Annotated in this window: 26 protein-coding genes and 1 tRNA gene; 17 read left to right on the top strand and 10 right to left on the bottom strand. The window is 67.2% G+C overall.

Annotated features, from left to right (window positions below):
• Positions 1-15: 15 nt before the first annotated feature.
• The 4 genes from MEU52_RS12910 to hemB form a co-directional block, all read right to left on the bottom strand.
• Entirely contained in the window at positions 16-765 is a 750-nt protein-coding gene (locus tag MEU52_RS12910; protein WP_238122689.1) for an arginyltransferase, read from the bottom strand.
• Between the two features lie 79 nt (positions 766-844).
• Entirely contained in the window at positions 845-1408 is a 564-nt protein-coding gene (locus MEU52_RS12905; RefSeq protein WP_273546304.1) for an RDD family protein, read from the bottom strand.
• Positions 1409-1529: 121 nt separating this feature from the next.
• Entirely contained in the window at positions 1530-2816 is a 1287-nt protein-coding gene (locus MEU52_RS12900) for a threonine ammonia-lyase (RefSeq protein WP_238122688.1), read from the bottom strand.
• A gap of 126 nt (positions 2817-2942) precedes the next feature.
• Positions 2943-3983 (bottom strand): porphobilinogen synthase, encoded by a 1041-nt coding sequence (gene hemB, locus MEU52_RS12895; protein ID WP_238122687.1) that lies wholly within the window; start codon positions 3981-3983, stop codon positions 2943-2945.
• A 206-nt stretch (positions 3984-4189) separates the two neighbouring features.
• Between hemB and MEU52_RS12890 the strand changes: the two genes are divergently transcribed.
• From MEU52_RS12890 to MEU52_RS12880, 3 genes are read left to right on the top strand one after another with little or no spacing between them, the layout of a single operon-like run.
• Complete coding sequence (locus MEU52_RS12890) at positions 4190-5254, top strand: enoyl-CoA hydratase/isomerase family protein (protein ID WP_238122686.1); 1065 nt, start codon at positions 4190-4192, stop codon at positions 5252-5254.
• Complete coding sequence (locus MEU52_RS12885) at positions 5251-5682, top strand: DUF6163 family protein (protein ID WP_238122685.1); 432 nt, start codon at positions 5251-5253, stop codon at positions 5680-5682. Before MEU52_RS12890 ends, MEU52_RS12885 begins: the two co-directional genes overlap by 4 nt.
• Positions 5683-5698: 16 nt before the next feature.
• Positions 5699-6379 carry an O-methyltransferase gene (locus MEU52_RS12880; RefSeq protein ID WP_238122684.1) on the top strand — a complete coding sequence of 227 codons (681 nt, stop codon included), beginning with the start codon at positions 5699-5701 and terminating at the stop codon, positions 6377-6379.
• A 149-nt stretch (positions 6380-6528) separates the two neighbouring features.
• Here MEU52_RS12880 and MEU52_RS12875 read toward each other — a convergent pair whose 3' ends face one another.
• Entirely contained in the window at positions 6529-6813 is a 285-nt protein-coding gene (locus MEU52_RS12875) for a helix-turn-helix domain-containing protein (RefSeq protein WP_238122683.1), read from the bottom strand.
• Positions 6814-7065: 252 nt separating this feature from the next.
• On the opposite strand from MEU52_RS12875, the gene MEU52_RS12870 reads away from it, so the two are divergent.
• A complete protein-coding gene (locus tag MEU52_RS12870) occupies positions 7066-9474 on the top strand; it encodes a DUF3141 domain-containing protein (protein WP_443266915.1) in 2409 nt (802 codons plus the stop codon).
• Between the two features lie 78 nt (positions 9475-9552).
• On the opposite strand, the gene MEU52_RS12865 is transcribed toward MEU52_RS12870, so the two are convergent.
• Both MEU52_RS12865 and MEU52_RS12860 read right to left on the bottom strand, forming a co-directional pair.
• Positions 9553-10248: an SDR family NAD(P)-dependent oxidoreductase gene (locus MEU52_RS12865; protein ID WP_238122682.1), complete on the bottom strand. Its 696-nt coding sequence runs from the start codon at positions 10246-10248 to the stop codon at positions 9553-9555.
• Positions 10249-10323: 75 nt separating this feature from the next.
• Complete coding sequence (locus tag MEU52_RS12860; protein WP_238122681.1) at positions 10324-10656, bottom strand: Rieske 2Fe-2S domain-containing protein; 333 nt, start codon at positions 10654-10656, stop codon at positions 10324-10326.
• Positions 10657-10851: 195 nt separating this feature from the next.
• Here MEU52_RS12860 and MEU52_RS12855 point away from each other — a divergent pair, with 195 nt between their 5' ends.
• The 3 genes from MEU52_RS12855 to MEU52_RS12845 all read left to right on the top strand — a co-directional run bounded on the left by MEU52_RS12855 (position 10852) and on the right by MEU52_RS12845 (position 12995).
• Positions 10852-11667: an indole-3-glycerol phosphate synthase TrpC gene (locus tag MEU52_RS12855; protein WP_238122680.1), complete on the top strand. Its 816-nt coding sequence runs from the start codon at positions 10852-10854 to the stop codon at positions 11665-11667.
• 93 nt (positions 11668-11760) lie between these two features.
• Positions 11761-12393, top strand: a complete 633-nt coding sequence (locus MEU52_RS12850; RefSeq protein ID WP_238122679.1) for an alpha/beta hydrolase — start codon at positions 11761-11763, stop codon at positions 12391-12393.
• Positions 12390-12995 (top strand): hypothetical protein, encoded by a 606-nt coding sequence (locus MEU52_RS12845; RefSeq protein ID WP_238122678.1) that lies wholly within the window; start codon positions 12390-12392, stop codon positions 12993-12995. The genes MEU52_RS12850 and MEU52_RS12845 overlap by 4 nt, the downstream gene beginning before the upstream one ends.
• 100 nt (positions 12996-13095) lie before the next feature.
• Here the strand turns inward: MEU52_RS12845 and MEU52_RS12840 are convergent, their stop codons facing one another.
• Both MEU52_RS12840 and MEU52_RS12835 read right to left on the bottom strand, forming a co-directional pair.
• Positions 13096-13287 (bottom strand): hypothetical protein, encoded by a 192-nt coding sequence (locus tag MEU52_RS12840; protein ID WP_238122677.1) that lies wholly within the window; start codon positions 13285-13287, stop codon positions 13096-13098.
• Between the two features lie 145 nt (positions 13288-13432).
• Positions 13433-13508, bottom strand: a tRNA-Lys gene (locus MEU52_RS12835).
• A gap of 335 nt (positions 13509-13843) precedes the next feature.
• Here MEU52_RS12835 and MEU52_RS12830 point away from each other — a divergent pair.
• The gene (locus MEU52_RS12830; protein WP_238122676.1) at positions 13844-14803 is read left to right on the top strand and encodes an AEC family transporter; all 960 of its coding nucleotides are present in this window, start codon (positions 13844-13846) and stop codon (positions 14801-14803) included.
• Positions 14804-14807: 4 nt separating this feature from the next.
• On the opposite strand, the gene MEU52_RS12825 is transcribed toward MEU52_RS12830, so the two are convergent.
• Positions 14808-15989 carry a UbiH/UbiF family hydroxylase gene (locus tag MEU52_RS12825; RefSeq protein WP_238122675.1) on the bottom strand — a complete coding sequence of 394 codons (1182 nt, stop codon included), beginning with the start codon at positions 15987-15989 and terminating at the stop codon, positions 14808-14810.
• 203 nt (positions 15990-16192) lie between these two features.
• On the opposite strand from MEU52_RS12825, the gene MEU52_RS12820 reads away from it, so the two are divergent.
• The 9 genes from MEU52_RS12820 (at position 16193) to era (ending at position 24829) form a co-directional block, all read left to right on the top strand.
• On the top strand, positions 16193-16942 hold the full coding sequence (locus MEU52_RS12820) for a TerC family protein (RefSeq protein WP_238122674.1): 750 nt from the start codon (positions 16193-16195) through the stop codon (positions 16940-16942).
• 92 nt (positions 16943-17034) lie between these two features.
• The gene (locus MEU52_RS12815) at positions 17035-18009 is read left to right on the top strand and encodes a quinone oxidoreductase family protein (RefSeq protein WP_238122673.1); all 975 of its coding nucleotides are present in this window, start codon (positions 17035-17037) and stop codon (positions 18007-18009) included.
• Positions 18010-18235: 226 nt separating this feature from the next.
• On the top strand, positions 18236-20452 hold the full coding sequence (locus MEU52_RS12810) for a RelA/SpoT family protein (protein WP_238122672.1): 2217 nt from the start codon (positions 18236-18238) through the stop codon (positions 20450-20452).
• Positions 20453-20483: 31 nt separating this feature from the next.
• Positions 20484-21257: a pyridoxine 5'-phosphate synthase gene (locus MEU52_RS12805; RefSeq protein ID WP_238122671.1), complete on the top strand. Its 774-nt coding sequence runs from the start codon at positions 20484-20486 to the stop codon at positions 21255-21257.
• Positions 21257-21658, top strand: a complete 402-nt coding sequence (gene acpS, locus MEU52_RS12800) for a holo-ACP synthase (RefSeq protein ID WP_238122842.1) — start codon at positions 21257-21259, stop codon at positions 21656-21658. The genes MEU52_RS12805 and acpS overlap by 1 nt, the downstream gene beginning before the upstream one ends.
• Before the next feature lie 31 nt (positions 21659-21689).
• Positions 21690-22094, top strand: coding sequence for a DUF1622 domain-containing protein (locus MEU52_RS12795; protein ID WP_238122670.1), 405 nt, complete (start codon positions 21690-21692; stop codon positions 22092-22094).
• Between the two features lie 166 nt (positions 22095-22260).
• A complete protein-coding gene (gene lepB / locus MEU52_RS12790) occupies positions 22261-23013 on the top strand; it encodes a signal peptidase I (RefSeq protein ID WP_238122669.1) in 753 nt (250 codons plus the stop codon).
• Positions 22983-23720, top strand: a complete 738-nt coding sequence (rnc, locus tag MEU52_RS12785) for a ribonuclease III (protein WP_238122668.1) — start codon at positions 22983-22985, stop codon at positions 23718-23720. Before lepB ends, rnc begins: the two co-directional genes overlap by 31 nt.
• Before the next feature lie 2 nt (positions 23721-23722).
• Complete coding sequence (era, locus tag MEU52_RS12780) at positions 23723-24829, top strand: GTPase Era (protein WP_238122667.1); 1107 nt, start codon at positions 23723-23725, stop codon at positions 24827-24829.
• Positions 24830-24836 lie beyond the last annotated feature (7 nt).

Genomic DNA, 24836 nt, shown 5'->3' with positions numbered 1-24836 from the left:
GGCCCTCTTCTGCGCCTATTTGTCCACTCGCTCCCAGCCATGGGGCAGGAGGCGTTCCTGCGGAACGAACCGGCGCTTGTAGTCCATCTTGCCCGAGCCCTGAACCCAATATCCGAGATAGACATAAGGCAGCCCCAGATCCCGCGCGCGGGCCACGTGGTCCAGGATCAGGAAGGTGCCCAGGGAGCGCTGCGGCACGAACGGGTTGTAGAAGGAATAGACCATGGACAGCCCGTCGGAGAGGATGTCCGTGAGCGCCACGGCGATCAGGTCGCCGGTGCCGCGTCCGAGGCTCCGCGAATCCGCCCCGCGCTTGCGATATTCGATGAGGCGGGTTTCCACATGGGTGTCCTCGACCATCATGGCGTAGTCGAGCACGCTCATGTCGGCCATGCCGCCATCCCCGTGGCGGGCGCCCACATAAGCGTGGAACAGGCCATATTGCTCCGAGGTGGGGCTGGAGGGGCGCGGGGTCCCGATCAGATCGTCATTAGCGGCGAGCACCCGCCGGAAGCTGCGGCTCTCGCGGAAGTCGTCGACGCAGATTCGCACCGAGATGCACGCCCGGCAGCCTTCGCAGGCGGGGCGATAGGCGATGGACTGGCTGCGCCGGAATCCGCCCTGGGTGAGAATGTCATTGAGGCTCGCGGCCCGCTCGCCCACCAGGTGCGTGAACACCTTCCGCTCCTCCCGGTCGGGGAGGTAAGGGCAGGGGGCGGGCGCCGTCAGATAGAACTGCGGCGTATCGCGGGGGTGTTCGCTCACAGGCCTCGTTCCTCAGGAACGGACAGGATCGCCGCCCCCGAGCCATCCGTCAAAGGTGAACTGAGCCGTCTTGGTGATTTCATACCTTACGCCGCAGCAGCGCGGCGCGCTGAGGGCTGTTCACCACCACCGTTCCCGCCAGAAAGTCGTGCAGCAGCCGGCGCCGGTCATTGAACAGGGGGACCAGCAGCACCAGTGGTGTCAGGGCGCTCACCGACACCCAGAACAGCACCGCGTGCACGGCGCCGAGCAAGGAATAGCAAGGCGCGCCATACCAAGTGCGCATTTCGATATCCACCAGCCGCATGCCCAGCGTCGCCGAGGCGGGCGAGCCGAGGGTGAGCGCGTTATAGGCGATGGCCCAGATGACGAAGGCCGGGCCCAGCAGCGGAAACAGCATCCACCCCAAGCTGAGCGTGACCACGCCAAAGACGAAGATGAAAACCGCGAGACCGACGATGGGTCCGAGAATCATCACCACATCCACGCAGAAGGCGACGAGACGGCGCGACAGCACGCCCTCGAAATACTCCGGCTGGGTGACCGGATCATAAGCATGGGGCCGCGCCCCGCCGGCAAAACCGTAGCGGGGATCGCGGTCGGTGCCGCTGGTCTGGTCGCTGGTGTGGCTCACTGTCGCCATGCTCCCTGGTGGCGCGACGCATCGGCATCGCTCCACGTCACGTGGGGACGTTCCGCCGCGGGTGCAAGGGAGGATGAGTGCGAGGAAGGATGGGTGTAAGGGCGCGTGGAAACGGGATGTCCTACCAATCGGCCCCGCCGGCTCCCAGGCGCTGCACCGGCAGGCCCTCCGCCTCCAGGGCCTGGCGGATCTGCTCGGCATGGGCCTGGTCGCGGGTCTCTACCGTGAGGTCGAGCCGGGTGCCTTTTGCCGGAACATCGAGGAAGGTGCGGCGATGGTGCACCTCCAGGATGTTGGCGCCGAGCTTGCCGAGCAGGGTGGAGATCACCCCCAGCATGCCCGGGCGGTCGAGGATGGTGAGACGGAAGGAGACGATGCGGCTTTCCCGCTCCAGCTCGCGCAGGAGGATGCCGGCCACCATGCGCGGATCAATGTTGCCGCCGCACAGCACCAGTCCCACGGTCTTGCCGCGGAAGCGCTCGGGCTCGGTGAGCAGCGCCGCCAACCCGGCCGCGCCGGCGCCTTCCGCCAGGGTCTTCTGGTGCATCAGGAAGGCATTCACCGCCCGCTCCAGCGTGGCCTCTTCCACCAGCACGATGGATGGCACCAGCCGGCGGATGATCGTGCTGGTGAGCCGGCCCACATTTCGCACGGCGATACCCTCGGCGAGGGTGGGGCCGCCGCAGGGCCGCTCCTCGCCCGTGAGGGCCGACCACATGGCGGGATAGAGCTGCGTTTCGACGCCGATGATCTCGGTCTGCGGCGCGCGGCCGGCAAACGCCAGCGCCATGCCTGACATGAGGCCGCCGCCGCCGATGGGCACCACCACCGCGTCGAAGTCCGGCCCGTCCTCCATCATCTCCAAGGCAATGGAGCCCTGGCCGGCGATCACGTCGGGGTCGTCATAGGGGTGCACGAACACGCGCTGTTCCGCCGCGGCAATGCGCTCCGCCTCGGTCTGCGCATCCGCGACGGTTTCGCCATACAGCACCACCTTGGCGCCGAAGGCGGCGGTAGCGGCCACTTTCACCTGTGGCGTCGTCTCGGGCATGACGATGGTGGTGGCAATGCCCAGCCGGGCGCCGTGATAGGCCACCGCCTGCGCGTGGTTGCCGGCCGACATGGCGACGACCCCGCGCGCCCGCTCTTCCGGCGAGAGGCGCGTCAACTTCACCAGGGCACCGCGCTCCTTGAACGAGGCGGTGACCTGGAAATTCTCATACTTCACCCAGACGTCAGCGCCGGTCAGTGCCGACAGCCGCGGCGCCCGCAGGGTGGGCGTATGCAGCACCGCGCCGGCGAGCAGCACGCGGGCGTCCTCCACATCGGCCAGGGTGACGGGCAGCGGCCCCGTCTCGTGAGCCGACAGCGCCGGAAGGGGGCCGGTCGGGTGGGCAGGGGCGGACATGGACGTTCCTCATCAGGCGAGCCCGGCGCGTTGATCGCGCCGAAGCGAAGGGCCATGGAACCGTGTTGACGCCGTTCTGGAAAGGACCAGACGCCGCTGAGGTCTGCCGGCCACGGTTCCAGATGGTCAGCCGGCGGCGAGGCGCTCGGCGATACGCGGGGCGAAATAGGTGAGGATGCCGTCGGCGCCTGCGCGCTTGAAGGCGAGCAGGCTCTCGGGAACGATGCGGTCCCCATCCACCCAGCCGTTGCGGATGGCGCCCTCGATCATCGCGTATTCGCCGGACACCTGATAGGCGAAGGTGGGCAGGCCGAAGGCCTCCTTAAGCCGCCAGACGATGTCAAGATAGGGCAGGCCGGGCTTCACCATCAGCATGTCGGCACCTTCTTCCACATCCAGCGCCGCCTCGCGCAGGGCCTCCAGGCCATTGCCCGGGTCCATCTGGTAGGTGCGCTTGTCGCCGGACAGGGTCTTGGCGGTGCCGATGGCGTCGCGGAACGGGCCATAGAAGGCCGAGGCGTATTTGGCCGCATAGGACATGATCTGCACGTCCTGGAAGCCGGCGGCGTCGAGCCCGGCGCGGATGGCGCCCACCCGGCCGTCCATCATGTCCGACGGCGCGATCACGTCGGCGCCGGCCTCGGCCTGCACCACCGACTGGCGGACCAGGATGTCCACGGTCTCGTCGTTGAGGATGCGGCCATCTTCCAGAAGGCCGTCGTGGCCATGGCTGGTGAAGGGGTCGAGGGCGACGTCGGTGATCAGGCCGATCTCGGGCACCTCGGCCTTGATGGCCCGCAGCGCCTGGCACACCAGATTGTTCTCGTTGAGCGCTTCGCTGCCTTCCGCATCGCGCAGGGCGGGGTCGATGTAGGGAAACAGAGCCAGCGCCGGGATCTTGAGCCTGGCGGCATATTCGGCGGCGCGGACGGCCTCGTCCACGGTCAGCCGCTCCACGCCCGGCATGGAGGCGATGGGGGTGCGGGTGGCCTGCCCTTTCATGACGAAGATGGGCCAGATCAGGTCGTCGACGGTGAGGCTCGCCTCGCGCACCAGCCGCCGGGTCCAATCGCTCTTGCGGTTGCGGCGTGGACGCTGGACGAGGTCGAGGCCGGACGCGGCGCGGGGCGTGGCGACCGGATGAATGCGGGGCGAGGAGAAGGCCATGGAACGACTCGGCTTTGCGCGGAACGGGGTAACGGGCCCCTTATAGACCGCGCATCCGCGTCCCGCGAGCGCCGCACGCGCTACCGGATGCTCACAAGCAGGTGTCGCTGCAGCGCGCGGGGCTGAGCGTTGACGCTGGCCCCGGGCGCGTCTAACCCTCCCTCAAGCTCCGACGGCAGTGGGCGGAAATGGAGGCGGCTAGGCGCATGGAACCCGAGGTCATCCTGGAGAAAAAGGGCGTCGCCGGCGTCATCACCCTCAACCGTCCCAAGGCGCTCAACGCCCTGAACCTGCCCATGGTCCGCGCCCTTCTGCCGCGGCTGCGGAGCTGGGCGCAAGACCCGGCGATCCACTGCGTCATCATCAAGGCGACCGGTGAGAAGGCGTTCTGCGCCGGTGGCGATGTCCGGGCGCTCTATGACCTGGGGCGCGCCGGCAACACGGCGGAGGCTCTCGCCTTCTGGCGAGAGGAATATGTCCTCAATTCCTATATCGGCAGCTTTCCCAAGCCCTATGTGGCGCTCATCGACGGCATTTGCATGGGCGGCGGCTTCGGGCTTTCGGCCCATGGGGCCCACCGGGTGGTGGGCGATCGCTACCTGTTCGCCATGCCGGAAGTGAATATCGGCCTGTTTCCCGATGTGGGTGGCACCCATGTCCTGCCCCGCCTGCCGGGCGCCTTCGGCGTGTTCCTTGCACTGACCGGCGCCCGGATCCGCGCGCCGGAAGCCTACGCCTGCGGTCTGGCGACGGCGGTGGTGCCCTCGTCGGCCTTCGCCGAGCTGGAGGGCACCTTGTGCGCTGGCGCTGATGTGGCGGGTGCCATCAATGCCCTGCGCGTTGAGCCTGCGGCCAGCGCCTTCGCGGACCGGGCGGGGGTGATTGCCGAAACCTTCTCGCTGGGCAGCGTGGAGGCGATTCTGGCGGCGCTGGACGCCCTGGCGGCCGCCGGTGGTCCCCATGCCGCATTTGCCGCCGAGACGGCGAAGGACATGCGTACCAAGTCGCCCACCAGCCTCTCCATTGCCATGGAGCAGATGCGCCGCGGCCCGAGCCTCGATCTCGACGGCTGCCTCAAGACCGAGCTGCGGATCGTCACGCGGGTTGCGGCCGGTCACGATTTTTATGAAGGTGTGCGCGCGGTTCTGGTGGATCGCGACAATCAGCCCCGGTGGCAGCCCGCCAGCCTGGCGCAGATCGACCCGGCGCAGATCGCCGCTCATTTCGATCCGATTGCCGACGAACTCGAGGTGCTGGCCCCCGGCTCATGACCCATTACGATCCCATCGACGCCAGCGCGCGCGCGCATCTGGAGAGCCTGTCGCCCTGGCGGCGACGGCTGTTCCTGTTCCTGCGCGGCGTGGCCATGTTCCTCCTGTTCGAGGGGGTGGTCCATTGGGCCGTCATCCTCGGCATCGGCGACGGCACGCCATCCCATTTCGAGACCTTGCCGACGGCGGCGCAGGGCGCGGTGATCTGGGCGGCCATCGTCGACCCCATTGCCGGCGTCGGGCTGTGGCTAAGGGCCGGCTGGGGCGTGGTGCTGTGGCTGATCGCCACCCTGATCCAAGCCGTTCTGGGCGCCTGGGCGCCGGCGGGCATGACCCCGCTGCTGCTGTTCACGTTGCTGGAGCTCGGTCTGGTGGTCGCCTATGCGGTGCTGTCGATCCGCGCGGCGCGGGAGAGCGACGAGACCTGACGGACGGGAGACGACCATGAGCGTAGGACGTGGACAGGAGCTGTGGAGCGAGGTCGACGCCTACATCTGCGAGCGTCTCGTTCCGGAAGACAAGGTGCTGCGCGATGTGCTGGCGGCCTGCGTCGCGGCCGGCCTGCCGCCCATTGCCGTCTCCGCGGCGCAGGGGCAGATGCTTCATCTCTTCGCCCGCATGGTGGGCGCGCGGCGCATCCTCGAGATCGGCACGCTGGGGGGCTACAGCAGCATCTTCCTGGCCCGTGCCCTGCCGGACGACGGCCACCTGGTGACGCTGGAGGTCGACCCCCACCATGCGGATGTGGCCCGGGCCAATTTCGGTCGCGCCGGCCTCTCATCGCGCATCGATCTGCGCGAGGGTCCAGCCCTGGAGACCCTGCCGCGCCTGGCGGAGGAGGGGGCGGGACCGTTCGACCTGGTGTTCATCGACGCCGACAAGCCGAGCAACCCGGACTATCTGAAGTGGGCCCTGCGCCTCACGCGCGTCGGCAGCGTGATCGTGTGTGACAACGTGGTGCGTGATGGCGCCGTCACCCAGGCGGGCAGCGCCGATCCGCGGATCCACGGCGTGCGGCAATTGTTCGATCTGGTGGCGGGCGATCCGCGCCTCAGCGCCACCGCCGTGCAGACGGTGGGCGCGAAAGGCTATGACGGCTTTGCGCTGATCCGCGTCGACCGCTAGCCGGCGCGGGGGCGCCCGTGATCAGGACCAGCTGCCCAGAAAGGCCAGCACCGCCACGATGAGGATGATGGCGACGATGATGTAGTGGCGGGCGGCGAGATTGTGCAGGATCATGGGTCGTCCGTTGGGCTGGAAGAAAAGGGTCGGAATTAATCGTCGTTGGAGGCGTTGAGCTCGCCCACAGTCACGGCATGATCGGCCGGCATGACACGCACCCCCGGTGAACCGCCGTTGGTGAAGGCGATGCCGGCGGCCTCGAGCACCCGCCGCATGCGCTCGCGGGTGCCGGCCAGGGCCGGCATGATGGTCTCGTCGCTCTCGACGATCTGGACCGTTTCGGCGGTGACGCCGACATGTCCGGCGAGGTCCTTGCGGGTCCACCCCAGCAGCGCGCGCGCTGCCTTGATCTGCCGGCCGGAAATTGAATTCAGCATGGGCGCCTCATGGGATGAGCGAGAACGTCCCCCTATCGCACGCCCGCTAGGACGGGTCGAGAGCGGAGCCTTGCCTCTGTGGGGCCGTCCGAGGCCGCCAGTGGAAAACCGCGCTGTGCAATCCAGGCGCAATGCTGGCGCAATCTAAATGCAATACGTCTGCTCTACTCTTTTGCGTTGCAGCAATCCGGGGGGCTGGTAAGGTCCGTCTCGGTCGGTTTCATAACGCCGCCCCGCGGCGAGGAGGATCGTTTGAACGCTCAACTCTCGCCTACGAAATTCACCAATCCCTTCTTTGCTTCGGTGACCGACGGCAATGCGTGGACGGCGCGGCAGCGTGCCCTGGCGATGACCGCGCAGCTTTCTGAATGGTCGGCCATGAGTGAGCTGATCTCGAAGGCGGCGGGTCGGCATTTCATGAACATCTCGGCCACCCATGGCCAGCGGCTCCGCGCCACGTTCAATGAGCTGACCGCCCTCATGGGCACCATCACCAATACCGAGCGCTCCGCTTCCGAACGGGCGAAGGACGCGCAGGCTTATATGGTGGATCGCCTGCAGCGTGCCGTGCTCACGTGCGAGACCCTGCGCCAGCGCGGTGACAATTTCTTCGAGCACGAGGCCGCCGGCTGCCCGCCGGTGCTGATCTATGACTACGAAGTGGTGCTGGACGGCCGCTCCCTGCCGCGCCCGTGCAACTACGCGCTGTTGAAGATCACCCCGCCGGATGGGGTAGAGGTCTACCCCTGGAAGCGCCCCTATGTGATCATCGACCCGCGTGCGGGGCACGGCGCCGGCATCGGCGGGTTCAAGTCCGACAGCCAGGTGGGGGTGGCGCTGAAGGCCGGGCATCCGGTCTATTTCGTCTCCTTCAGCCGCAATCCCGAGCCCGGCCAGACCCTGGCCGACGTGGCGCGGGCCGAGGCCACCTTCGTGCGTTATGTGCAGGATCACCATCCGGATGCCTCCAAGCCGGTGGTGATCGGCAATTGCCAGGGCGGGTGGGCCACCCTCATCCTCGGCGCCTCCAATCCGGACATCACCGGCCCGCTGGTGCTGAACGGTGCGCCGGTGGAGACCTGGTCTGGCGACGTGGGCGCCAACCCCATGCGTTACAACGCCGGCGTGCTCGGCGGCCAGATCATGCCCATGTTCTGGTCGGACTACGGTGACGGCGTGTTCGACGGCGCCTGGCTGGTGCTCAATTTCGAGATGCTCAACCCGAGCCGCACCTGGTTCCGCAAATATTACGACCTGTTCGAGAAGGTCGACACGGAGCGCCATCGCTTCCTGGAGTTCGAGAAGTGGTGGTCGGGCTTCTTCCTGCTCAACGAGCCGGAGATCGTGTGGATCGTCCGTGAGCTGTTCGTGGGCAACAAGCTGGCCCGGAACGAGGCGCGGCTAGAGCACGGGCGCGTGCTGGACGTGAAGCAGATCCGTTCGCCCATCATCGTCTTCGCCAGCCATGGCGACAACATCACGCCGGTGAAGCAGGCCATCAACTGGATCATGGACACCTATGCGGACGAGACGGAAATCCGCATCCGGGGCCAGCGCATCGTCTACATGGTGCACGATAAGGTGGGCCATCTCGGCATCTTCGTGTCGTCCTCCATCGCCAAGCGCGAACATACCGAGGTGTCCTCCACCCTGAAGACCATCGAGGCGCTCGCGCCCGGTCTTTACGAGATGACGATCGACGAGATCCACGGCGAGGGTCAGGACGCGCACTTCACCGTCTCTTTCGCCGAGCGGAAGATGAATGAGCTGCCGGGCTTCGCCGACGGGCGGGAAGACGAGGTTCCCTTCGCCGCCGTGCAGCATCTTTCCGAGCTCCAGGGCGAGCTTTATGACGTCTTCCTGCGGCCGATGGTGCAGGCTTCGGTGACGCGGGCGAGCGCCGAGATGGGCCGCATGCTGCATCCGCTGCGGGTGCAACGGGCGCTCACCTCGTCGCGCAATCCGCTGATGCTGCCGCTGGAGGGCGCCGCCAAGGTGATCGGCGAGGGCCGCAAGCCGGTGCCCGATACCAACCCGTTCGTGCTGGCCGAGAAGCTGATGGTCGATGCCTTCGAGCAGACCATCGACATCATCCGCGACGTGCGCGACGCCTGGTATGAGGTCACCTTCTTCTCCATCTATGCCACGCCGTTCATGCGCTGGTTCGGTCGCAACTACAATTTCGAGCGGACCCGCAAGAGCAAGGAAGAGCTGGTGGGCCTGCCGGAGGTGCGCGCGGCGCTGCTGCACGTGAATTCCGGTAGCTTCGTCGAGGCCGTCATCCGCATGCTGATCCTGCTGGCCGAGGCCCGCGGCAACGTGCGGCGCGATCGCCTGGAGCGCTCCGCCCAGGTGCTCACCAAGGACGAGCCGTTCCAATCCCTGCCCATGGCGCGGCGGGCGGAGATCATCCACGAGCAGAGCCTGATCGTGGAATATGCCCGCGAGCAGGCCATCGAGAGCCTGCCCGAGCTGTTGCGCACTCCGGAGGATCGCCGCCGCGCGGCCGAGGTGGTGCAGTTCGTCCCAGGCCCGCTGGATGAGATGGACCCGCACACCCTGACCATGCTGCAGCGCATGCGCGCGGTGCTGGGCCTCGAGCCCGCCACCGTGGACGTGGTGCGCGATCCGCTGGCGGAAGTGGCCGAAGCTGCGCAGTAAACGGCGCGACTTTTTCAAGGTTCGGGTAGGGCGGCCGGGTGAACCCCGCGCCGCCCTTTCTTTTGGGCGGCCCCCGGCTCAGAACTTCTCCACCCAGGGCCGCAGGTCCACCTCGAACGACCAGGCTGAGCGGTGCTGGCGGTGGAGCGCGGCATAGGTCTCGGCAATGGCATCGGGATCGAGCCACTTGTCTTCCGGCCCTGGCTCGCCGGCGGTGGCCCAGGATGAAGAGATGCCACCGTCGATGAGGATGTGAGCCACGTGGATGTTGCGGGGCCCGAGTTCCCGCGCCAGGCTCTGCGCCAGCCCCCGCAGCGCGAACTTCTGCATGGCGAAGGGAATGGAATGGGGCATGCCCTTCACGCTGGCGGTGGCGCCGGTGAAGAAGATGGAGCCTGCGCCGCGGGCCAGCATCCGCCGCGCCGCCGCCTGGGCAGTGAGGAAGCCGCCGAAGGCACCCACCGCATAGGCATTCATCACCTCGCCCGGATCCAGCTCTTCCACCGGGCCGCGATAGCGGGCGGCGGCGTTGAAGATCACCAGGCGGGGGGTGCCCAGCGCCCGCTCCACCTCGGCGAACACCGTTTCCACATCCTGCGGGTTCTGCACGTCACCGGCGAGCGCCAGGGCGCCGGTTTCTTCCAGAACCGGCCGGAGCTTGGCGATGTCCCGGGCCATCAGGGCGATGTGCATGCCCTCCTGCCGAAACCGGCGGGCGAGGGCCGCGCTGAGGCCCCGTCCGGCGCCGATGATGAGCGCGACGTTGTCTTCCATGGTCTGTCGTCCTCGTGTGCGCGGGCGTGGAGGTATCCCCCACGGCCCAGTCGATCACTTCACCCGGAGTCTCGCTTAAGGGGCGGCGAACAGCGGGGCGACGCCCTCGGTATCGATGTAGACGACGCCGTCCTCCACCTTCACGGGATAGAAGGCAAGGGCGCTTTCCTGTGGCTCGATTGGGGCACCGCTGGTCACGTCCCAGGTCCAGTTATGGACCGGGCAGGTGAGCACGCGCCCGTCGAACTCGGCATCCGCCAGCGGAGTATTGGTGTGGGGGCACACCCCCTGCACCGCGGTGAGGTCACCCTCCTCCGGCCAGGCGAGCACGATGAGGTGTTGATCGGCAATCACCAGGCGCATGCCGCCCTCGGGCACGGTTTCCGCCTTACAGACCCGCGTAAACATCGAAAAATCTCACGAATGAACAAAGATCAGCCCATGATGATCCTTCGGCGCCAGGCTGAAAAGCCTGCTGCCCGCCCACCGTGTGCAGCAGGCTGGCCAAAGGCCGCGAAATCTGTGAGGCTCGGTGAACCGTCGCCTTTTTCGCGATCGGTGTCGTCGTTTTGCGTTTGACCGTTTCACACTGGATTTTCAGACATGACCTTGCCCGCAGGCAGCCGCCTCACCCCGTTTGTCGCCCAACGCACGGAGCAGCTGAAGAAGGCCAAGGCCCGACGCTCGCTGGGCCAGATGCAGGGCAAGATCGGCGAAATGCCCATGACCATCGGCTTTCAGGGGGCGCTGGCCGCAAAGTTCAAGGAAACCGGGGCACCGGGCGTCATCTGCGAGCTGAAGGGTGGCTCGCCGTTCGACCCCGGCTTCCGCACCATGGTGCCCTACAAGGCCCTGGCCGAGGATTTCGAGGCGGTGGGGGCGGCGGCCCTGTCGGTGGCGGTGGAGCGGCAGGCCTTCAAGGGCTCGGCCTCGGATCTGGCCACCGTGCGCGGCGCCGTCGCGCTACCGCTGATGGCGCAGGACATCATCTTCGACGTCTATCAGATCCTTGAGGCCCGGCTCGCCGGGGCCGACGCGGTGATGCTGTCGGCCGGGCTGCTGGGCGAGCAGCTGGGCGACTTCCGCGGTCGGGCCACTGCCGTCGCCCTGGATGCCCTGGTGGCGGTCCATACCCCCGCCGAACTCGAATTGGCCCTGAAGGTGGGGGCGGATTTCATCTGCGTCACCAACCGCGACATTCACAGCTTCGAGCTGGCAATGGGCACCTGCGAGACGCTGTTGCCGCTGATCCCCGCGGAACAGGCCTTCGTGGTGGCCGAAGGGGGGCTTGCCACGGCGGATGACCGCGCCCGGCTTGGCGCCCTGGGTGCCAAGGCCATGCTGGTGGGCAGTGCTCTGATGAAGGACGAGGATCCCGCCGGCGTCCTGGAGCAGATCCTGGGCATCGAGACCGAATAAGCCGCGCGATCTGGCAAGCTCGATCTGGCAAGAAAGTTGCTCGTCCGCTGCTTGGGTCGGCGTCGGTGCCGACCGCCATCTGCGGGGATGCTCATGAACATCGTCGAGGGGCCGCGGATCGCCGCCCTGTCCTGCGGTAAGCCGGTCCATCTGGTCATCCTTCTCCACGGGGAAGGGGAAGACGGCGCCGCCATCATCGACCAGGCGCTGAATTGGGCGCCGACCCTGCCGAAGGCGGATTTCATCGCCCTCGAGGCGCCTGCGATCCCTGGCGATCGTCGGTGGTTCGGGGCCGGTACCGGCATTGAGGCCACCGTCTCCGCCCTCGACAGCTTCATCGACAACGCTCTCGCCCAGCGCCGCCTGCCCGACAGCCATCTCGCCCTCGTGGGGTTTTCCCAAGGCGCGGCAATCGCCCTGGTGACGGCATTGCGCCGACCACGCCCCATGGCCGCGGTGGTGGCCTTTTCCGGGGTGGTGCCCGATGACGTGCCCCTCGCTCTGGGCACCTCCACGCCCATTCTTTTGATCCATGGCGAGGACGACGACGCCATTCCCTTTGACGCCATGATGGCCACGAAGGAACGCCTGAAGGCGGCGGGTGTGCCGGTGAAAAGCCTGCGCCGTCCCGGGCTTGGACACCGCATGGACGACGAGGGGATCATGGCCGCGGGCATCTTCCTGACGGATCACATCGTCGCCCGCCCGCGGGAGATCCAGCCATGAGCATGCGGGTGCCCGAGCCGCTGCGCCGTTTCATCTGGGATATCCAGTCCATGGTGGAGCTTGCGGACGATCCGCGCGAGATCCTCATGATCGGCGCCGACTTGATGCGGCGCCTAGTGGCCCGGGACGATTGGCTGCCGCCTGACCTGCGCGCCGCCGGGTCCACTCCGCGCCTTTACAAGCTCTATCACGACGAGATGGAGCGGTTCTGCGTGGTCGCCTCAGTGCTGGGGGAAGGGCAGGGCTGGCCGCTGTTCTCCGACCAGACCTGGGAGATCTGCGGCGTCCTCGCCGGCGCCCTGCAGCGCCGCTCCTTCGTGGTGCTGGGCGAGGGGGCGCCGCAGGCAGTGAGCGAGGGGCGGGAGCTGGCAGCGAGCGAAATCGCGACCGCCCGCGCCCGTGAGGGACAGGCGAGCGAGATCCGCAATCCCGGGCCCGGCGCAGTGCTCTCCATCCACGTCTTCGGCGCCGACATCGGCACGGTCCCGCGCCTGAGCATCGGAGCCGATGGCGCGCGGGCCCCTCTGGTTCTGGGCTACGCCAATCCGGACCATGCGCCGGCCTTTGACATCCTCACCATCCAGGCCGACATCGTCGACTGAGGTGCGGCAATGTCGTGTCCGCGCGCGGCGCCTGTCGCAGACCGGACAGGTTCCGACACGGGGCCGGAACCTGTCCGCCGCAGGCGGCCGCAGCCGAGCCCTATTTTTTCACCTTGCGCAGCATCATCTCGATGGCGGTGACGGATTCCGAAACGTTGAGCCAGTTTTCCGCCTGCTCGTCATTCTTGAATTCCCGCCCGAGATTGATCGGCTCGCCCTGTCCTTCCACATGAAGGAAGCAGGCCCATTTGCCGCTCGGTAGCTGCTCCACGGTCACCTTATGATCCGCCATACCTGCGATCCTCCGCCTTCGGTCCGCCCGATGGGGCGAACACCCTTCCGGCGCCTCTCCGCGCGCACAGCGCAGATGCAAGCCGGCGGCCAGCACGGACCTGACGCACGTTCTCGCAAGGTGTCGACGATGGGTGATGGGAGGATGGTGAGCCCGTCGGGATTCGAACCCGAGACCCCATGATTAAAAGTCACGTGCTCTACCGGCTGAGCTACGGGCTCACTCCCGGCAGTGGTTAGGCTGTGGCGGCGGCAGGGTCAAGGGCGGTGGGCGGCCAGGAGGTGGAAACCGCGGTGCGCCTGTGAAAATCCCGCGTTTCGCGGGCGGGACGCCGCGGGCGGCATGCTGGCAGGGGGCTGGAGGGCGAATTGAGGCGCTTGACGATTCCCGCGGCGCGGAAAATGGCCTAGCCTGCCGGTACCAAAAGACCAAGATCAGAGGAAACCCATGCCGCCCCGCGCCATCGAGCCCTAATCCGCGCCCGTGCCGTGACCTTGCTGCCCTTCCCTGTTTCATCTGGCGCCCCAGAGCGCTGCGCGGTGAGCGATGCCGTCTCATGAGTGACCTGTTCGGCTTGGCCTTTCCCTTCTTTGGCTTGATTTTCCTTGGCTATTTCTGCGGACGGGTGGCACGGCTGCCGGAGGCGGGGCTGGCCTGGCTGTCGTTCTTCATTATCTATGTGGCGCTGCCGGCGCTCTTCTACCGGATCGTCGCGCAGACGCCGTTCGAGGAACTGGTGAATCCCGGCTTCATCCTGGCGGTGGTGACCTCCACGGCCACCGTCGCGGTGATCGCGCTGGGCATCGGGCTGTGGGCGCGCCGCGGCAATCTGGGCGAGGCCGCCATCGCCACCACCGTGGGCGCGTATGCCAATGTGGGCTATATGGGCCCTGGCCTGAGCCTGGCGGCGCTGGGGCAGGGGGCGGCAACCCCCGCCGCGCTCATCTTCGCCTGCGACAGCCTTTTGTTCTTCACGCTGGTGCCGCTGCTGATGGCGGCGCAGGGGCGGGGCGAGCGCCTTCTCTCCACCTTGGGCTTCATCGCCAGGAGGGTGCTGACCCACCCGTTCAACATCGCCACGCTGCTGGGCGTGCTCGCCGCCGCTCTCCATGTCCGCGAACCCGAAGCGGTGGGGCGGATGCTGGATTTTCTGAAGAATGCCGCCGCCCCCTGCGCGCTCTTCACCCTGGGGGTGACCGTGGCGCTGCGACCGCTGCGCCGCATTCCCACCGAGCTTGCGCCGCTGCTGGCTTTGAAGCTGGTGGGGCATCCGGCGATCGCGCTGGTCTGCCTCTCCGTGTTCGGTGGCTTCTCACCCGCCTGGGCGCAGACCATGCTGCTGATGGCGGCGCTGCCACCGGCACTGAACTGCTTCGTCCTGGCCCGGCAGTACCACACCTATGTGGAGGAGGCCTCCACCGCCGTCATGCTGGGCACGGTGGCGTCCGTGGTGACGGTCACCACCATGCTTTATCTGCTGCGGGCGGACCTTCTGCCGCTGAACCTGCTTCCGTGAGGAATCAGGCGGCCCGCTCGCCGATGCCGAGGCGCATCACCGCCCGCCGCAGGGGGCCGACCCGATCCAGCAGATAGAGGCCGAACCCCCGCATGCTCTGGATCGGCAGGAAATCGGAGAGCAGGGACCGGTTGAGGACGTCCACCGCGCGCATGCGCCCCTCGATGTCCGAGCGCCGGGCACGGTCGTAGCGGGCCAGCAGTTCGGCTCCACCCACATCCTCGCCGAGGGCGGCGGCCCGATCCACCAGGGCCACCAGCTCAGCGACGTCGCGCAGGCCGAGGTTCAGCCCCTGCGCGCCGATGGGCGGCATGATGTGCGCGGCTTCGGCCACAAGGGCGATGCGCGGGGCCACCAGCGTCTCGGCGGTTTCCGCCGCTAGTGGGAAGGCGCCGCGCCCGGGCTCGACCGTGAAGCGTCCGAGGATGGAGCCGGCGCGGGCTTCCAGCTCCCGCGACAGGTCCGCTTCGGAAAGGCCCATCAGCCGGATCGCCTCGCGCTCGCTCACCACACAGACGATGCTGGAGCGATCGCCGGGCAGGGGCACCAGGGTGAAGGGGCCGCTCTCGGTGTGAAACTCGGTGGAAATCTCCTCATGGGGGCGCGTGTGCCGCACGGTGGCGGTAAACGCCACCTGCGGATAGGCATGGGTGCGCATGCCGATGCCGGCGGCGGCGCGCACCAGGGAGCCGCGCCCGTCCGCTCCCACCACCAGCCGGGCCCGCAGCGGTGCGCCTTCGGCCAGTTCCACCGTGGCGGCGGTGTCGTCCACCTCGACGCGGGTCACGCTGGTGCGGGCCACATGCAGGCGCGGCTGTTCCAGCGCGGCAGCCAGCAGGCCGAGGCGGAGCGCATCGTTCTCGATGTTGTAGCCGAAGGCCTCAAGGCCGATCTCGGCGGACCGGAAGGTGACCTCCGGTGCCCGCACCAGGCGGCGCGTGGCGTCGGCAATGCGCATGTCGCGCAGGGGCGCGGTGGAGGCGGCGAGGCGGCTCCACACGCCGAAATCGTCAAGGATGCGCACCGAGCCTTCCAGCAGCGCGGTGGTGCGGTGGTCCACGTTCCGCTCTGGGCCGGTGACGAGAGCTGTCGAGATCCCGCGCGCCGCAAGGCCAAGTGCCAGCGCCAGCCCGGCGGGGCCACCGCCGACCACGACCACGTCGTGCATCTCATGCGCTGCCATCATCTTCTCCTCGATCTGCGAACGGCACACTCCCGCCGCGCTGCGCGAGCCTAGACGACATTGGCACCGGATGCCGCGCGGTCTGTTGCCCCATCATAGCAGAGGTGTGCGCGCCCGCCTTGAACCGGTGCGGGGTGCGCGCGACAAGGGGGCGACTGGCGCTGGTGTCGCCTTGAAGTTGTGTGTCGTATCGTGTCGGAGGATCCATGCTGGAGCTGATCACCACGCCGGAGGCATGGGCGGCCCTCGTGACCCTCACCGCCATGGAAATCGTTCTCGGCATCGACAACGTGGTGTTCATCTCGCTGGTCATCCAGCGGCTGCCGCCGGAGCAGGGCCTGCGGGCGCGGCAGATCGGCCTGTCATTGGCGCTGGTGCTGCGGATCGGCCTGCTGTTCGCCTTGTCCTGGCTCATCCGCATGCAGACACCGGTGTTTTCCCTCGCCGGTCATGATTTCTCCTGGCGCGATGTGATTCTGATCTGCGGTGGGGCGTTCCTGGTGGCCAAGGCCACGCGGGAGATGCACACCGAGGTGGAGGGCGACGACACGTTTGGCGATGAGGACACGGCCCTCAACCTGGCGGGCCGGGCCTTCGCGGTGATCGTGGCCCAGGTGGTGGTGCTGGATCTGGTATTTTCGGTGGATTCCATCCTCACCGCCATCGGCATGGCCGAGCACGTGTCCATCATGATCACGGCGGTGATCATCGCAGTCGGCATCATGTTCTGGGCTTCCGGGCCGCTGAGCGCCTTCATCGCCACCCATCCGACCACCAAGATGCTGGCCCTCTCCTTCCTGCTGCTGGTGGGGGTGACGCTGGTGGCGGATGGATTCGGCGTGCATATCCCCAAGGGCTACATTTATGCGGCGATGGCCTTTTCGGTGGGGGTGGAGATGCTGAACGTCTCCGCCGCCGGCCGCCGCCGGCGCAAGCGGGCCGATGCATCGGACTGAACGTGGACATCTCGCGCCCCGCCCCGTGGGTGCTTGCGGGGCGCGATAGCACCCCTATGATCCCCTCCATTCGTCGAATGGGAGGCTGAGGCATGGTCCACGCGGTCAGAGTGCATCACACGGGTGGACCGGAGGTGCTCACCTATGAGGAGGTGACTGTTCCCCCTCCCGGGCCGGGCGAGGTGCAGATCCGCCATACCGCCATCGGTCTCAATTTCATCGACGTCTATTTCCGCACCGGCCTCTACAAGGCCGCGGCGCTGCCGTTCATTCCCGGAAACGAGGGGGCGGGCGTGGTCACCGCGGTGGGCCCCAATGTCACCGATTTCCATGAGGGCGATCGGGTGGCTTATGCCATGACGATCGGGTCCTATTGCGAGGTGCGCAACATTCCGGCGGCGACGCTGGTGCATCTGCCGGCCTCCATCGACGATCGCACCGCCGCCGCCATGATGCTGAAGGGCATGACCGCCCAATATCTGGTGCGCCGCACCCATCAGGTGAAGCCGGGCGACGTGATTCTGGTGCAGGCGGCAGCGGGTGGCGTCGGCCTCATCCTGTGCCAGTGGGCCAAGCATCTGGGCGCGACCGTGATCGGCACGGTGGGATCCAAGGAAAAGGCCGAGCTCGCTTTGGCGAATGGCTGTGACCACGTCATCCTCTATCGGCAGGAAGACTTCGTGCAGAAGGTGAAGGAGATCACCTCCGGCAAGATGTGCGACGTGGTCTATGACGGCGTCGGTCAGGCCACCTATCCCGCCTCTCTCGACTGCCTGCGGCCGCTCGGCCTTTGGGTGAGCTTCGGCAATGCCTCCGGCGCCATCAAGAATTTCGACCTGCTGGCGCTGTCGCAGCGCGGCTCGCTCTATGCCACCCGGCCCACCCTGGCCACCTTCGTCGCCAAGCGGGCGGATCTGCTCGCCACCGCCAACGACCTGTTCGAGGTGGTGCTGAACGGCGCGGTGAAGATCCCGATTCACCAGACCTATGCGTTGAAGGACGTGCAGAAGGCGCATAAGGATCTGGAATCGCGCAAGACCACGGGTACGACCCTGCTGCTGCCCTGAGGCCTTGTGCCTCCGCGCTCCCTCCCGGCCCTGTCCGAATGCCTGCCATGCGCAGTGCGCGCGGCAGGGCCGCTTTTGCCAGACATCCTGTCAAATCCTTGGAATAAGGGCGCATTAGCGGCTTGCGCGGAACATTTTCCGCACGATATGTACGAAAATGAAGAGGTGCGGCGGCCCGCAATCGAGCGGTATCCGCTGGCCCGTGCTGCGACGGATCGTTCCGGCAATGATGCGCCAATACGAACTCGTCGAGCGCGTTCGACGGTATAATCCCAACACCGACGAGGCGCTGCTCGACCGCGCCTATGTCTACGCCATGAAGGCGCACGGCAGCCAATTGCGTGCGTCCGGCGACCCGTATTTTTCCCATCCGCTGGAAGTGGCGGCCATCCTCACGGATCTGAAGCTGGACGACGCCACCATCGTGGCGGCGCTGCTGCATGACACCATCGAGGATACGGACGCCACCAAGGCCGAGATCGAGCGCCTGTTCGGCGCCCAGATCGCGACGCTGGTGGAGGGGCTCACCAAGATCAAGAAGCTGGACCTCGTGTCCAAGCAGGCCAAGCAGGCGGAAAACCTGCGCAAGCTGCTGCTCGCCATCGCCGACGATGTGCGGGTGCTGCTGGTGAAGCTGGCCGATCGCCTGCACAACATGCGCACCCTGAAATGGGTGCCGCCGGAAAAGCGCGATCGGGTTGCCCAGGAAACGCTCGACATCTACGCGCCGCTGGCCGCCCGCATGGGTATGCAGGAAATGCGCGAGGAATTGGAGGACCTGGCCTTCCGCCAGCTGTCCCCCGAAGCCTACGACTCCATCACCACCCGCGTTTCCGAGCTGCGCCAGCACAATGGGCCGCTGGTGCAGGAGATCGAGCGCGAGCTGACCGAGGAGCTGGAGCGCCGCGGCATCCATGCCGAGGTGAAGGGGCGGGAAAAGCGGACCTTCTCCATCTGGGGGAAGATGGAGCGCAAGGCCATCGGCTTCGAGCAGCTCTCCGACCTCTACGGCTTCCGCGTCATCGTCGACAGCGTGGAGGATTGTTACCGGGCGCTCGGCGTGGTGCACACCAAGTGGGCCATCGTGCCGGGCCGCTTCAAGGATTACATCTCCACCCCCAAGCCCAACGACTACCGCTCCGTGCACACCACCGTGGTGGGGCCGCGCCGGCAGCGCGTCGAGCTGCAGATCCGCACCCGGGATATGGACGAGATTGCCGAGTACGGCATCGCCGCCCATGCGCTTTACAAGGATCCCTCCGGTGCGCCGGGGGTGATGCTCTCCAGCGAGACGCGCGCCTATGCCTGGCTGCGCAAGACCATCGAGAACCTTTCCCAGGGCCTCTCGCCCGAGGAATTCCTCGAGCATACCAAGCTCGAACTGTTCCACGATCAGGTGTTCTGCTTCACCCCCAAGGGGCGGCTGATCGCGCTGCCGCGCAAGGCGACGCCCATCGATTTTGCCTATGCGGTGCACACCGATGTCGGCAACACAGCGGTGGGCTGCAAGATCAACGGCACCATCGCCCCCCTGGTGTCGGAGCTGAAGAACGGCGACGAGGTGGAGATCATCACCTCCAAGGCGCAGACCCCGCCGGGGGCGTGGGAAACCATCGCCGTCACCGGTAAGGCGCGGGCCGCCGTGCGCCGCGCCACTCGGGCGGCTGTGCGGGCGCAATATTCCGGGCTGGGCCGCAAGATCGCCGAGCGCGCCTTCGCCAAGGCGGGCAAAGCACTCTCCGATGAGGAGATGGCGCGCGCCGTGCCCCGCTTGGCGCGGGCCGCCGCCGACGATGTGTTCGCCGCGGTGGGGCGGGGCGAGATCAAGACCGATGATCTGATCCGCGCGGCCTATCCCGAATGGGTGCCCCCGCGCCTGGAGGATCGGGCGCTGGGCGCCGCGGCCGCCAATGCCGAGGGCTGGTTCGAGCTGCGGCGCGGCCATAATCTCAAGTTCAAGATCCCCGGCGGCGCCACGGACGAGCGGCTTGATGCCATTCCCATTCGCGGCATCAACGGCGACCTGCCGGTGCGCTTCGCGCCGGATGGCGGGGCCGTGCCGGGAGACCGCATCGTCGGCATTCTCACCCCCGGCGAGGGCATCACCATCTATCCCATCCAGTCCCAGTCCCTGCAGGGCTTCGAAGATGCCCCCGAGCGTTGGCTGGATGTGCGGTGGGATGTGGATGAGCTCTCCGAAGCCCGCTTTCCGGCGCGGCTGGCAGTGACCGCTCGCAATGAGCCAGGCTCCCTGGCCCAGGTGGCGAGCGCCATCGGCGATCGCGGTGGTAATATCGAAGGGTTGCAGATGCGCACCCGTTCCGCCGACTTCACCGAGATGATGATCGACATCGAGGTGTTCGATCTGCGCCATCTCAATGGGATCATGTCGGGCCTGAAGGACCGGGACGTGGTCTCCAACGTGGAGCGGGTCAACGACTGACGCCCGCCTCAATGCGCCGAAGGAACCAGCCATGACGCAGGCCAAGCCGGTGCGGCTCGGGGTAAATGTGGACCATGTGGCCACCGTGCGGAACGCCCGTGGTGGCGCGTTGCCGGATCCGGTGCGGGCGGCGCTGCTGGCGCAGGCCGCCGGTGCCGACGGCATCACCGCCCACCTGCGGGAGGATCGGCGGCACATCCGCGATGCCGACATGGAGCGGCTGAAGGCAGAACTCGCGGTGCCCCTCAATTTCGAGATGGCCGCCACTGACGAAATGGTCGCCATCGCCCGACGGGTGCGGCCCCATGCCTGCTGCCTGGTGCCGGAGAAGCGGGAAGAGCGCACCACCGAAGGCGGGCTGGATGCCCTCGGCCAGGAGCGGGATCTGGCGCCACGCATCGGCCTCCTGAAAGAGGCGGATATCCGCGTATCCTTGTTCATCGCGGCCGAAGGCGCGCAGATCGCGGCGGCGCGGCGCCTTGGCGCGGACATTGTCGAGCTTCACACCGGTGCCTGGTGCGATGCGCTGGCGGAGGGGCGCCGCGCGGATGCGGATGCCGAATTCGAGCGGCTGCGCGCCGGGGCGGCCGAAGCCGCTGCGGCGGGTCTTGAGGTGCATGGCGGCCACGGCCTCGATTTCGCCACCGCCGAGGCGATGGCCGCCTTTCCAGAGGTGGTGGAGCTCAATATCGGCCATTTCCTGGTGGGCGAGGCCATCTTCGTCGGCCTGCCCACGGCCATCGCCAACATGCGCGCGGCGATCGTGCGGGGCGTCGCCCGGCGGGCGCGGGGGGCGGCGGCATGATGATCCTCGGCATCGGCTCCGATTTCACTGACGCGCGTCGGATCGCCCGTTCCATCGAGCGGTTCGGGGATCGCTTCCTGGACCGGGTGTTCACGCCGGCGGAGCGGGCCAAGGCCGACGCTCGGCGTCTGCGGGCCGAGACCTATGCCAAGCGCTTCGCTGCCAAGGAGGCTTGTTCCAAGGCCCTGGGCACCGGGCTGAGCCATGGGGTGTTCTGGCGCGACATGGGGGTGGTGAACCTGCCCACCGGCCAGCCCACCCTGGAACTGACCGGCGGCGCCGCCCGGCGCCTGGCCAGCCTGGTGCCGCCGGGGTTCGTGCCGCACATTCATCTGAGCCTGACCGATGAGGGCCACCTCTCCGCGGCCTATGTCATCATCTCCGCGACGCCACGGTGCTGAGCGCCGGCACGGCTGGTCGGGGAGGGGCGGAATGGAAGCGTTTCTGAGTGCGACCTTGCACTGGACCACCCGGGGTATCGAGGTGGCTGGGACTCTCGTGATCGTGATCGGCATTCTCGGCGCCGGCTACGTCTTCCTGCGGGATCTGCTCCGGGGCCGCGCGCCACAGGACGCGTTCCGGGTCTGCCGTTCGGCGCTGGGCATGGCGATCCTGCTGGGGCTCGAACTGCTGGTCGCGGCCGACATCATCAGCACGGTGGCCATCGAGCCCACCTTGTCCAGCTTGGCGGTGCTGGCCGGCATCGTGCTCATCCGCACCTTCCTGTCCTTCTCCCTGGAAGTGGAGATCGAGGGGCGATGGCCGTGGCAGACGCCGCAGCGGCGCGGCACCGACAAGGCCGAGCAACCGCGCGCGCAGGGGGCGGGCGGCCAGTGAAACGCCCGGCTCGCGGTCGCCTGCCGTTGGGGTGCGCGTTGCCGCAGGACCGGGAAGTCTTTATAGGGGGCCGATGCCCGCGAGGGGCGGCGGGTTTCCGTCGTCGTCTCAGTTTTGGCGCAGTTTGCTGCACGCTGCGCCTCGCTCTCATTTTCTCGGACTCTCGATGACCGCGACCAGCGATTCGAAGAAGGACGGCGGCTTTCTCGAAACCGTCCAGGTGATCGTCCAGGCGCTGCTGATCGCGCTCCTGATCCGCACCTTCCTGTTCCAGCCCTTCAACATCCCCTCGGGATCCATGAAGGACACGCTGCTGATCGGGGATTACCTGTTCGTCTCCAAATACAGCTACGGCTATTCGCGCTTCTCGCTGCCGCTGTCGCCGGATCTGTTCTCCGGCCGCATCTTCGGCGCTGAGCCCACCCGGGGCGACGTGGTGGTGTTCAAGCTGCCGCGGGACAATGAGACCGATTACATCAAGCGCGTGATCGGCCTGCCCGGCGACAAGATCCAGATGATCGACGGTGTGCTGCACATCAATGGCGTGGCGGTGAAGCGCGAGCGGCTGCCAGATGTGACGCAGGACGATGGCACCGGCCGCATGGTGCCGGTGAAGCGCTGGCGCGAGACGCTGCCGAACGGCGTCTCCTATGAAACCCTCGATCTCGTAGATAACGGTTTCTACGACAATACCCCGGTTTATGACGTGCCCCTGGACCACTATTTCATGATGGGGGACAACCGGGACAATTCCGCCGACAGCCGCGTGCTGAGCCAAGTGGGCTACGTGCCGTTTGAAAACCTCATCGGCAAGGCCCAGATGATCTTCTTCTCCATTGATGAAGGCGCCTCGGCATGGCAGGTGTGGCGGTGGCCCTGGACGGTGAGATGGGATCGGTTGTTCAAAATGGTGGACTGACGGGCAGGTTCGACGACCTCGCCGCAGTCGAAGAGCGCATCGGCTATCGCTTCAACGACCGCGCGCGGCTAGATCTCGCCCTCTCCCACATCAGTGCCGTGAAGGGTGAAGCGCCGCGGGTGCGCTCCTATCAACGACTGGAATTCCTCGGCGACCACGTGCTCGGCTCGGTGGTGTCGCATATGCTCTATGAGGCGTTTCCGGGCGCGGAGGAGGGCGAGCTCTCGCGCCGCCTGGCCGAGCTGGTGCGCGAGGAAGCCTGCGCCGAAGTCGCGGCCGACATGAACCTCGGCCCGTTCATCCGGCTCGGTCCGGGGGAGGCCCATTCCGGAACCCACAAGCGCCGGGCGATCCTGGCGGATGTGACCGAGAGCGTGGTCGCGGCGGTGTTCCTGGACGGCGGCTATGAGGCGGCCAACGCCTTGGTGGAACGCTATTGGCGCCACCGGCTGGAAGCGCCGCGGCGGCCGTTGCGGGATGCCAAGACGGTGTTGCAGGAATGGGCCCAGGCCCGTGGCCTGCCGCCGCCGACCTATCGCGAGGTGGCGCGCTCCGGGCCGGATCACGCGCCGCGGTTTACCGTGGCGGTGGACCTGCCGGGCCAGAATTCCGTTGAGGCCGAAGGGGCCTCGAAACAGGCGGCGCAGAAGGCCGCCGCTGCCACTTTCCTGATGCGGGAAGGGGTTTGGAAGGAAAACGAGAACTGAACATGACCGACAGGCGACGGGGTAAGGGACAGAGCGACGGGCAGGGCGGCTCCGGGAACATGCCGGAGACCGATGCCGCGCGCCCGCCGGCGCCGCATGAGCTGGAGGCCGCGCCCGAGTTCGAGGACGACCTCGACGCGGACTTCGAGGACGACGACGAGGCGGACGAGGACGGGCTGACGGCCGACGAAACGCCCGAGCTGCCCTCGGGACCGACCCGCTGCGGCTTCGTCGCCCTCCTCGGCGCGCCCAACGCCGGCAAGTCCACCCTCACCAACGCGCTGGTGGGCACCAAAGTGTCCATCGTCTCGCACAAGGTGCAGACCACTCGCTCCATCGTCCGCGGCATCGCGCTGGCCGGGTCGGCGCAGATCGTGCTGGTGGACACCCCCGGCATCTTCGCCCCCAAGCGGCGGCTGGAGCGGGCCATGGTCACCAGCGCCTGGACCCATGCGGCGGATGCCGATGTGGTAGCCCTGCTGGTGGATGCCAACCGGGGCCTGGATGCGGACATCGAGGCGCTGATTGCTCCCCTGTCCGAGATCCGCCGGCCGCGGGCGCTGATCCTCAACAAGATCGACCTCATCCGCCGCGATAGCCTGCTGGCGCTGGTCACCGAGCTCACCGCCAAGCTGGCGTTCGATCGTGTGTTCATGATCTCCGCTCTCACCGGCGACGGCATCGAGGACGTGCGCCGCTGGTTCGCCGAAACCGTGCCGCTCGGCCCCTGGCTCTATCCGGAAGACCAGATTTCGGACGCGCCCATGCGCATGCTGGCGGCGGAGATCACCCGCGAGAAGATGTTCCTGCGGCTGCATGACGAGCTGCCTTACCGCTCCACCGTCGAGACGGAGAGCTGGAAGGAGCTGAAGGACGGCTCGGTGCGCATCGAGCAGACCATCTTCGTGGAGCGGGAAAGCCAGAGGAAGATCGTGCTCGGCCGCGGGGGCCAGGCCATCAAGACCATTTCCTCGGAATCGCGGGCCGAGCTCGCCGAGATCCTGGAGGCGCGGGTGCACCTGTTCCTGTTCGTGAAGGTGCGCGAGAACTGGGCTGACGATCCCGAGCGCTACCGCGAGATGGGGCTGGAGTTCCCGCGCGGCGAATAGCGGCTCG

The sequence above is a fragment of the Xanthobacter sp. NM-25 genome (assembly GCF_022138605.1).
Classification (GTDB): Bacteria; Pseudomonadota; Alphaproteobacteria; order Rhizobiales; family Xanthobacteraceae; genus Xanthobacter.
This window is presented reverse-complemented; position numbering and strand designations above follow the sequence as displayed.